This is a genomic window from Desulfitobacterium sp. (genome assembly GCF_982384815.1).
In genome coordinates, this window is sequence record NZ_CEVWNY010000018.1 from 26,760 (window position 1) to 36,738 (window position 9,979).

A 9,979-nucleotide genomic window follows, 5' to 3' on the forward strand; every position below is an offset into this window, starting at 1 on the left:
AAAAATGTTAACACGGGTATTTATATATTTCCGGTGTCGTATAAAAAAGGTGATTCATATGGACGACAGCAAAGAACCATTAATGGTTAGCGTAGAACCAGAGGTCGATGCTGAACCGGAGGTCGATGCTGAACCGGTGGTCGATGCTGAACCGGTGGTCGATGCTGAACCGGTGGTCGATGCTGAACCGGAGGTCGATGCTGAACCGGAGGTCGATGCTGAACCGGAGGTCGATGCTGAACCAGAGGTAGCTATAGAATTAAATGAAAGTCCTGACGGCTACCAATATATTATATTAGACACTCAATTTAATAACTTTCATATCTGGCGCAAAATCTTTACATGCCTTCCTAATGAATACGTTATTCCTAATCCTCAGTCTATCGATGTTCTTCTGCCGATGACAGCCGATTTCTACTGCAACCTGTTTCCTTCAGCGTCTAGGCATCCCAGTCTCTTGGTTGATGATCAGGTTTGGAAGCGAATCAAAGCCAATTTGCCTAAGGATTATCAACTTCCTGGTACTATTCTTCAATTGGGATAGTTTACAATTAAGTGCAGAGCAACCATCTCCTTAGGATTAGAAAAAAAGCCCGCTAAAAAGGATAGCGGGCTTGCTAAAATATAAGCAAACATCATTAGGAGAAGGAGCCATTTTACCAAACGCGCAAGTAAAGAGGGAATTTTATCACTCATCCTTATCTTTGGTTAGTTCTTCAATTAGTTCTTCACTTAAACCTTCTGCTAAAGCAACTTCTTGCATGCTCTCAAAGTTTAAATCAGGCAATTCTTCAATGGACTTAAGACCAAAGTGCAGTAGAAATTGCTCCGTAGTCCCGTACAGAATAGGGCGGCCCGGGCCTTCTTTACGACCAACTTCCTTTACCAGACCTTTTTCTACTAAAGTAGCTAACGCCCGGTCCGATTGAACCCCCCGGATAAAGTCCACTTCTCCCCTGGTAACCGGCTGTTTATAGGCAATAATCGCCAGCACCTCCAAAGCCGCTCCGGATAGCCCTTGGGCAGGTTGATGATAGAGAGCTTCGATAAAGGAGGACATCTCCGGTTTGGTCCCTATTTTATATCCGCCATTAACTTCGATTAAGGTAACCCCACTGCCGGCCGTCGAATACCGCTCCCGCAGGTCATAAAGAATTTCCCCGATCTCCTCGCTGCTTAACTGAAGGATTTCTGCTAAACGCTCTTTAGTCAAGGGCTTGTCGGCCACAAATAATAATGCTTCGACTCCGGCAACTTCTTTTTCACGAAACAGCATCATCTACTCCCCTTCAGTAAACTCCCAAGCCTTTTCCGTAGGAAAGACAAAAATATCTTCATTCGGAAAACTTTGTTCACAGTGAACCTTTCCGGACTTCAATAACTCCAATAACGCTAAAAAAGATACAATAACTTCCATGCGTTTAGTTCCCCGGATCAGCTGACTAAAACGTAGACCCTTAGGATGAAGAATTACACGGCGCAGCACATCCGTTACCATCACTTCAATGGGAATTTCGTCCGGCTCTACCGTCCGGATTTCTTCCCCCTGCTCCGCCCGCTCAATAATCCGTTGAAAGGCATGCCATAAAGCTTCGAATTGGACCCCTTCTAAAGGGTCTTCTGCCGGAAACTGATTACGAATCTCCTCTACATCTACCTCGCGGAAATAACGCTGCCCCGAAGATATCTGCAGCTCACCTAAAGCTTCCGCTGCCTGTTTAAAGGCCCGATAAGCAAGGAGGCGCTCCACTAACTCTTGCCGCGGGTCTTCTTCCTCTATATCTACCGTATCCTTAGCCGGTTTGGGCAGCAAATAACGGGATTTAATCTGTAAAAGCTGGGCGGCCAGGACTAAAAACTCACTGGTTACTTCCATATCCAGAGCTTCCATCCGGCGAATCGCCTCAAGGAACTGATCGGTTATCTTAGCGATGGGAATATCATAGATATCCACCTTCTCCTGCTGAATCAGATGGAGAAGAAGATCCATCGGACCTTGAAAAACCGGCAGTTCCACATAGGGGACAGTGTTCATACTCGGCCTTAGTGAGGCACCGTTATTCATATAAGCCCCATCATCCGCCGAACTTCCTTCATTGTTTCACGAGTGATCAGCCTTGCCCGTTCAGCACCTTGCTCTAGGACTTTTTCAACTTTACCGGGCTCTTCCCAAACGGCGCGGCGCTCCCGGAAAGGACTTAAAAGCTTATCCAAATTCTCCGCCAGATGGCGTTTGCAAGCCACACACCCGATTTTTCCACCCCGACAGTTTTCCTCTACTTCGGCCACCTCGGGAGTATAGATCTGATGGAATTTATAGACTACGCAAACTTCCGGATGACCGGGATCATCCTTGCGTAAACGGGCCGGATCGGTAACCATTTGCTGTACTTTGGCTTTGATCTCATCAGTGGAAGCCGTCAAAGAAATAGTATTATTATAGCTTTTGCTCATTTTACGACCATCTACACCGGGTAAAAGGGGCACTTTGCCAATCAAAGCTTTAGGCTCGGGGAAAACCGAACCATAGATATAATTGAAACGTCTGGCGATTTCCCGGCAAAGCTCCACATGAGGGATTTGGTCTTCGCCTACGGGCACTGTATCTGCCTTATATACTAAAATATCCGCAGCCATTAAAAGGGGATAGCCGAGAAAACCATAGGTAGAAAGATCTTTTCCCCCTTCTTTCCCTAATTGCTGGAGCTGATCCTTGTAGGTAGGAACCCGCTCCAGCCAAGAAAGTGGCGTAATCATCGATAAGAGTAGATGCAGTTCTGCATGTTCCTGGACATGGGACTGAACAAAAACTGCCGATTTTTCCGGGTCGATCCCTACACTAAGCCAATCCAGGGCAATTTCTCGAACTAAACCAGCAAAGTCCAAACGATCCTCATAGCCTGTGGTCAAGGCATGTTGATCAACGATACCAAAATAGCTTTCATATTCTGATTGGAGATTCACCCAGTTCTGGATAACACTCAGATGTCCAATATGCAAGCTCCCTGTGGGTCGCATTCCACTAAAAATTCTTCCCTTCACTTTTAAGACTCCTTCCAAAGATCGATTATTTTTTGTGATTCGGAACGATACGGGTATCGTTCCCTACACTATTGAAACCGCAAGGATTGAGACCCTAGACCAAGAATCTTATCTGTTTACCCCACAAAAGGAGAAAGCAGAAACAGCGCCGCATCCCTGTAAAATCCATAGAGGCCTGATACAGCCGGTCCAAGTATCACACCTAAAATGTTCGTAAATAGTATTATTACCAAAATAAACATGCCATAAGTCTCCAGGGTGTTAAGAACTTTGCCGTACCGACTGGGCACCACCCCTCTGAGCAAGGAAAACCCATCCAAGGGTGGAATCGGCAGCAAATTAAAGATACCTAGCCCTAAATTGAGTATAACCATAGACCTGAAAATTAGTGAGAATATCCCCGACCAGGAAGGATCATTCACAATTGCCAAACTGATCACCCAAAGCAGCATAGCGATAAAGGCAACAATGAGATTGGCAAAGGGGCCGGCTATGGAGACTAATATCCTGCCCCGTTCTTTATTACCTTTAAAATAGTGAGGATGAGTTTGAACGGGCTTAGCCCAACCGAATTGGTAGAGTACTGCCATCAGTGCTCCAAAAAAGTCCAGATGAACCAAAGGATTTAAAGTTAAACGGCCCTGACTACGCGGAGTGGGATCTCCTAAACGGTCGGCCACCCAAGCGTGAGCGTACTCGTGAAAAGCAAAGCCAACCAGTAACGCCGGTATGTTAGCAATGATCGCGGTTAGATTGAACACTTGTTTTCCCCCTTAGGTCGGTCGATTTAACAAGATTATCCTGTAGAATCTTCAGAATATACTCCTTTTCTTCTTCCTCGTCGCTTATTGCTCCATCTAACCAGGCAAAGCGAACAGCTTTGAGAATTCTGCCAATCTCCGGTCCTTCCTTAACACCAAGTTGGAGTAAAGCTATCCCGTCCACAGTCTGATTTATGTTTTTGCAGGCCTCCAGATATTTTTCGATCGGATACCGGAAAGATTTCTCTAAACTTAAGACCTCCAGGATCACTGCCGGGAGATCCCGTAAATACTGATCCAATATTCCTAAAGGGAGTCTTTTATTGACATATGAAAAATCCCCAACATGGTCATCGGAAACATCTAAGGAGGAGAGCTTGTCAAAAACCTCAAAAAACTTCAGGGTTAAGGCTTTGAGCTCTTTAGATAAACGAAGTTTATCCAGTACTAAATCAATCTGGGTCCTGTCCAGTTTGCGAACACAAATAAGCCATTTCTTTTCCGGTGAAACCTCCGAATTTAAAAGAGGATGCGCAAAATCCCAAGGCAGTTCACGTTTAAACCATTCTTCAATGACCCCGGTTCGCTGCAGAGACAATCCCATTGCCCCGAAGTTTGTCTCGGTAAGCATATGCATGATTTCCTCCGTGAAGCGTTCACTGCTTAATTTCTTGAGCACCCCCGCTTCCAAGGCCGTATAAATACCTTCTTCAGTCTCTTTGGCCAGCCGAAAACCATAGCGGCCGGCAAAGCGCAAGGCCCTCAGGATACGGGTAGGATCCTCAATAAAGCTTAAATTATGCAAAAAGCGGATTTCTCCTTGTTTAAGATCCCTTAACCCCCCATAGTAATCCACCAATTCTCCATAACGACCGGCATTAATAGCGATAGCCATGGCATTAATGGTAAAATCCCGTCGATACATATCATCCCGTAGACGGGATTCCTCCACTTGGGGCAAAGCCCCAGGAAAGGCATAGTCTTCACGGCGCGAGCGTGCTATATCTACGTGGGTACCATCAGAAAATTCCAGCCGTGCTGTTCCAAATTGATCGTGAAGTATCAATTCACCTTCTTGGAGCCGCTTCCCTAGAGCCTTAGCAAAAACATGTCCATTCCCCTCGATGACAAAATCAAGGTCTTGAGTGGCTACCTTAAGCAGAAGGTCCCGGACAAATCCCCCTACCACAAACACCGCATAACCCAGCTCATCGCCAACTTGCTGGGCGGCATTAAGAAGATAGCGAATCCGTTCAGGCAGCTCCTCCAATAATAGTAAAATGTCCTCGCGCATGGCCAGACTACGATCACGGGTCAAGGTCATTTCCGTAGGAACCGCACTGCCATGCACTATCCTTAAAATATCGGATCGGGAAACGATTCCCACCAATTTACCATCTTCAAGAACCGGTACCCTGCCAATATCATGTTGAACCATAGTTTTCTGTACATCTTCCCAACTGGCATTGGCATCTACTACCACAACATCTTTGGTCATAAAGCCTTTTACCGGTGCGTGCTCCAAACCGTGTTTCAAAGCCTTGTCCACATCCCGCCGTGAAATAATTCCTACCAATTTATTAGCTTGGGCCACAGGCACTCCTGTGTGTCCATATTTAAGCAGAATCTGTTCAACTTCCCGAAGCCGCATCTCCGGAGGAACGGTCTTCACCGGATAACTCATAATATCTTTGACCCGATTAGTCCGAAAAACCTTATTAGCCAATTCCCCCCTAAGACGAGTCAAAATATTTTCTACAGAAGCGTTTTTGATGGTTGCCGAAGCAGCACGAGTATGACCCGCCCCGCCAAAGATCTGAGCAATACGGTTAACCTCTAACCCTCTGCCCCGGGAGCGCGCCACCAGATAAACCCGATTCTCCATTTGGACCACCAGGAATAAGGTTTCGGCCCCTTCCATTTCTCCAACCCGATGAGCTAATAGGGCTAACCCGCCGACATAATCTTCACTGACAGCCCAGGAGATATAGATAGGTTGTCCATGATATACTTCTGTTTCCCCATGATCCAGCAATTGCTGCAAGACTTCCTTCTGCTCTTCGATAAGGGGCTTGCGCAGATACTGGGCCACTACCCCTAAATTTGCCCCCTTCTCCAGCAAATAAGCAACTGCTTTAACATCACGAACCGTTGTACTCTCAAATATCAAACTTCCGGTATCGTCATAGATTCCTAAAGCAAAAAGGGTTGCCTCAAAAGGACTAAGCCGGATATTCCGCTTTTTTAGCTTCTCGATAATTATGGTGGTGCAGGAACCAATACTCTCCACATGCATACCTTCTTTAAGAGTACCGTTATAAGGGTGATGATCGTAGATCTCCAGAGGTATGTGACCCAGTTCCTCTTCGCCCTTTACACCGGCCGCTCGTTGCAAGTTATGGGTGTCCACCAAAACAACCTTTTCCACCAAACTCCAATCGAGTTCATTGGGTTTTTTAAAAGGCAACCGGTCTTTGGCCAAGGCGATAAAATCCTGTACATAGGGGTTGGATTTTCCGTCTACGACCATAATGCTATTGGGATAAAGTTTTTGGGCAGCCACCATTGAGGCCAGAGCGTCAAAATCCATTTGCCGATGGGTAAGAATAACTATCATAGTTAACTTCCTTATGTTTTACTTAAATATGAAAGATTAAAAATAATTATATCATTTCCACAGGGACTCCAGCAAGAAATAGAGCTGAAGTCATGGCCAAAGGAAAAGCACCTCGCTGCCGAAGTGCTTTTCCTTGGTTAAGTATTAAATACTATCATTAATAGCTTCAATTGCTTGATCAATCTCTGCTTGGGTCATTCCTTCTTTTACCAGACGATAATTAATGGCATTCATCCAGAATGCAGTTTTGGCATTGATCTTTTTATAGGCTTTGGCATTCTTCTTTTCATGCTTTTCCCGTGATTCAGCGTTAGCCTGAACGATCGAGCAGGCATAGCGGGCTTTTAAACGAGTGTCTTGATCCATCTCCTCAAAAGTAGTATTTAAACACTCAATCAGACTCTTGTAATAGGCTGAGAATTCATCAAAGGGGATTTCTGTATCCATATGTAAATACTCTTTCAACTTCTCAAACAACTTATCCATCAAATAACCTCCATCTTTACTCCTAAGTATCTAGGAATGCCTCAAATATTATACCTTCGTTTACAAGAAATGACAAGGTGCTATTCGAGGACTTCAAAGGTTATTTCTTCTTTCTTTATCTCTTCCTTACTTTTTTTCCCGACTTTTTCTTCCCTATTTTCCGTAGGGCCTTTTAAGTTTTCCGATGTTTCACTTTTCTTTTTAGGGTCCGGAGTTTTCTCCCCTGCCTCAGCCTTTTCTTTTGCATCCTCATTGGAAACCGTAGTTAAAATCTCTAGGGTTATAGGTGTATCTTCCTTGACAGTTTGCGTATTCTCCTTTTTGTTCGGCTCTTTCTCCGGTAAATTCGGGACTTTTTCAACCGGAGGGGTTACCGATTTTTTCGTCGGAGCTTCCACTTTTTTGATGTTCTCAAAAATAGGTTTAGTATGGCCTTGAAAAAGTAGGCTAAGAATTTTTTTGGACTCCTTCGGGTTTATTAGCCAATAGCTGATTCCTTCTTCATCATAAAATTGACCGGGAAGGGTTTGATTTACAACCTCATAGGTTTCTTTATTTTTGAAGGCCATTGCCAGTGACCAAACCTGGCCTAAATTTAGATTGGTTTCGATAGCTTGATAAACCTTAGGTATGATAATCGGAAGCTTCGGCAGATTCCGGGGAGTCGACGCTTCCGCTACGATAGCCTTAATTACTTCTTGTTGGCGGGAAACCCGGGTAATATCCGCTAACTCATCATTACGAAAGCGTGCGTATTGCAAAGCCTGACCACCGTTTAAACGCTGGCTGCCTTTTTTCAAATCAATGTACCGATCTAGGTCGTCTCCCGTATCATAATACATATCCTTTTCCACATTGACGGTAATTCCGCCTAGACTATCGACAATGTTCTTGAATCCTTGAAAATTAGTCAGGACATAGCCATCAATGGGGGTCCCCAGCAATTCTTGAATATACTGTTGGGTGGAGGTGGCCCCTTTTCCCAAACGTGCTATCGCATTTATTTTTTCCTTTCTCCCTTGAAGGAACACTTGCGTATCCCGGGGTATCGAAAGTAAGACCATTTTCTTATTCTTACGGTCAAGGCTTGCCACCATAAGGGTATCTGTATTGCTGATAGTCTCTCCTGGGCGATTATCCATTCCGATCAATAATACCGTAAAATTATCCATCAAATCGTATTCGCTTGGGAACTCAGCTGCAAAGCCTTCCGCAAAATTTTCCCCGGAATCCGCCGCTACTTCACCAATTTTCGTATCTATACGCTCTTGACTAACAATCTGCTCGCGGGCTGCTTGAGCGATGCCTCCATCTCCAGCCTCTAAGCTAAAATTGTCCTGCTTTCCATAAACCATGAAGACCCCAAAGACTATCGCTATCCCCAAGCCAAAACCCAATACGGCATTAAAGCCATATTCCCGAATGAAGTGAAGTAACTGCGCCTGAATTTTCTTTTTTGTCATCTTAATTTCACTCCATTTCCATAAAACTTCCTACCATAGCATCGAACAAATTCTTAATCTTTATACTATACGAAGATAATTTTTTTGACGTCACAGACATTGCAGCCAACCCCTGAAATCGTTTTAGGGTAGCAAAATATTCTGAATGGAATATAATACCACATAAACAACCTTCTTTTATTTCGCCTATTCCTTGATAAGGAACCATCTCTCAAATTAAAGAGCTTGTGCCGATTCTCTAGCACAAGCCCAAATCTTATGTCAGTATGGCTGACCCCAAATACGCCAGAAATGGAGGTAGCCTATGTACTCCACACTCTTCAATCACAGGGAATCTTATGGCAATGTGTACACCAACTTTAACACCTACTACCCCACTTACCCCAGTCAGTATAACTACCCAGCTCCTAACTCTGTAGGCTATGGGGCCGGGTCTGTATACCCTTATAATTACCCAAGTCAGTCCTATAATTATCCAAGCCAAACTTATAGGAATCAAGCTGTGTATCCATATGCCCAATACCCCTGCCCTTATTGTCAATCTTATCCCCAACCGCAATATTACGCTATTGGCAGTGGCAATCCCTATGGTTGGCAAGAGCCAACGGTTATCGTACCAACTAAAGGCCTGGAGACCATTCTGATCGCCATTCTTATTCTGGTCGTCCTAGATCTTTTATTCATTAGATCGAAGCGCTAACACTCTCCATTTCTTCTGCAGGTGCAAGGTCACCCACCGACCATTTGCCGCAGCGATCCCCCCAGCGGGTCAGTACTTTTTCCTCTTGTCTGATTTCTACTACTTCACAGTGATTGCTACAACCTTTGCAATCAAAACTGCGGGCTTTGAAATGGCTTTCCGCCATTTTCAGGCCGCGGAATTTGGTAGTCATTCCTTTTTTACTGAGGAAACGTTCTTGAGCCAGATAGGCTGCTCCTAAAGCCCCCATAACAGAAAAATGTTCCGGTACGATTACTTCTTGCCCTAATTCCTCTTCGAAGGCCTTCCGGATACCTGGGTTGGCAGCTACACCACCTTGAAAAAAGATCGGCCCAAGGATTTCCTTATTCTTTCCTACATTATTAAGGTAGTTGCGTACCATCGCCTGACACAGCCCAGCTAAGATATCCGATAGGGGATGACCTAATTGCTGCTTATGAATCATATCGGACTCAGCAAAAACCGAACAGCGTCCTGCAATCCTTACGGGATGTTGAGCCTGCAGGGCTATTGGTCCAAAATCCTCGATAGGAATCCCGAGGCGGGAAGCCTGCTGATCTAAAAACGAACCCGTACCGGCTGCACATACCGTATTCATGGCAAAATCCACCACTACACCGTTACGCAGGATTATAATTTTCGAGTCCTGCCCGCCGATTTCCAAAATTGTTTGGACATCAGACTTCATCCGCGAAGCTGCTACGGCATGAGCCGTGATTTCATTTTTTACTACATCCGCTCCCAAAAGGGTTGCCGCTAGCTGGCGGGCACTTCCGGTGGTACCGACACCAAGAATTTCGGCCGAGGAGCCAATCCGGGCACGAAGATCACCAACTCCCTCTTGAATGGTCTGCATTGGTCGACCCTGAGTTCGTAAATACATGGACTC

General features: G+C 45.1%; 10 protein-coding genes. 2 read left to right on the forward strand and 8 right to left on the reverse strand.

All coding sequences use genetic code 11. The annotated features are described in order from the left end of the window. The first annotated feature begins 58 nt into the window (after window positions 1–58). Entirely contained in the window at window positions 59–544 is a 486-nt protein-coding gene (locus AC1U9U_RS05010) for a hypothetical protein (RefSeq protein WP_479959455.1), read from the forward strand. A gap of 144 nt (window positions 545–688) precedes the next feature. Here the strand turns inward: AC1U9U_RS05010 and scpB are convergent, their stop codons facing one another. The 7 genes from scpB to AC1U9U_RS05045 all read right to left on the reverse strand — a co-directional run bounded on the left by scpB (window position 689) and on the right by AC1U9U_RS05045 (window position 8,369). Next, the gene (scpB, locus tag AC1U9U_RS05015; RefSeq protein WP_479959456.1) at window positions 689–1,276 is read right to left on the reverse strand and encodes an SMC-Scp complex subunit ScpB; all 588 of its coding nucleotides are present in this window, start codon (window positions 1,274–1,276) and stop codon (window positions 689–691) included. Window positions 1,277–1,279: 3 nt separating this feature from the next. Beyond that, on the reverse strand, window positions 1,280–2,065 hold the full coding sequence (locus AC1U9U_RS05020) for a segregation and condensation protein A (RefSeq protein ID WP_479959457.1): 786 nt from the start codon (window positions 2,063–2,065) through the stop codon (window positions 1,280–1,282). Then, window positions 2,062–3,042, reverse strand: a complete 981-nt coding sequence (gene trpS, locus AC1U9U_RS05025) for a tryptophan--tRNA ligase (RefSeq protein ID WP_479959458.1) — start codon at window positions 3,040–3,042, stop codon at window positions 2,062–2,064. Before trpS ends, AC1U9U_RS05020 begins: the two co-directional genes overlap by 4 nt. 116 nt (window positions 3,043–3,158) lie before the next feature. Beyond that, entirely contained in the window at window positions 3,159–3,803 is a 645-nt protein-coding gene (locus AC1U9U_RS05030) for a site-2 protease family protein (RefSeq protein WP_479959459.1), read from the reverse strand. Continuing rightward, window positions 3,775–6,420: a CBS domain-containing protein gene (locus AC1U9U_RS05035; protein WP_479959460.1), complete on the reverse strand. Its 2,646-nt coding sequence runs from the start codon at window positions 6,418–6,420 to the stop codon at window positions 3,775–3,777. The genes AC1U9U_RS05030 and AC1U9U_RS05035 overlap by 29 nt, the downstream gene beginning before the upstream one ends. 144 nt (window positions 6,421–6,564) lie before the next feature. After that, on the reverse strand, window positions 6,565–6,906 hold the full coding sequence (locus tag AC1U9U_RS05040) for a hypothetical protein (RefSeq protein WP_479959461.1): 342 nt from the start codon (window positions 6,904–6,906) through the stop codon (window positions 6,565–6,567). Between the two features lie 80 nt (window positions 6,907–6,986). After that, entirely contained in the window at window positions 6,987–8,369 is a 1,383-nt protein-coding gene (locus tag AC1U9U_RS05045) for an LCP family protein (protein ID WP_479959462.1), read from the reverse strand. A gap of 304 nt (window positions 8,370–8,673) precedes the next feature. Between AC1U9U_RS05045 and AC1U9U_RS05050 the strand changes: the two genes are divergently transcribed. Then, the gene (locus AC1U9U_RS05050) at window positions 8,674–9,069 is read left to right on the forward strand and encodes a hypothetical protein (RefSeq protein WP_479959463.1); all 396 of its coding nucleotides are present in this window, start codon (window positions 8,674–8,676) and stop codon (window positions 9,067–9,069) included. On the opposite strand, the gene AC1U9U_RS05055 is transcribed toward AC1U9U_RS05050, so the two are convergent. Next, the coding region (locus AC1U9U_RS05055) for an acyl-CoA dehydratase activase (RefSeq protein ID WP_479959464.1) at window positions 9,053–9,979 on the reverse strand (927 nt) is incomplete at its 5' end. The two genes, AC1U9U_RS05050 and AC1U9U_RS05055, sit on opposite strands and share 17 nt — an antisense overlap.

Coding starts and splice junctions, on each gene's coding strand:
- AC1U9U_RS05010 (WP_479959455.1), top strand. CDS start 59: ATGGACGACAGCAAAGAACCATTAATGGTTAGCGTAGAACCAGAGGTC.
- scpB (WP_479959456.1), bottom strand. CDS start 1,276: ATGCTGTTTCGTGAAAAAGAAGTTGCCGGAGTCGAAGCATTATTATTT.
- AC1U9U_RS05020 (WP_479959457.1), bottom strand. CDS start 2,065: ATGAATAACGGTGCCTCACTAAGGCCGAGTATGAACACTGTCCCCTAT.
- AC1U9U_RS05035 (WP_479959460.1), bottom strand. CDS start 6,420: ATGATAGTTATTCTTACCCATCGGCAAATGGATTTTGACGCTCTGGCC.
- AC1U9U_RS05040 (WP_479959461.1), bottom strand. CDS start 6,906: ATGGATAAGTTGTTTGAGAAGTTGAAAGAGTATTTACATATGGATACA.
- AC1U9U_RS05045 (WP_479959462.1), bottom strand. CDS start 8,369: ATGACAAAAAAGAAAATTCAGGCGCAGTTACTTCACTTCATTCGGGAA.
- AC1U9U_RS05050 (WP_479959463.1), top strand. CDS start 8,674: ATGTACTCCACACTCTTCAATCACAGGGAATCTTATGGCAATGTGTAC.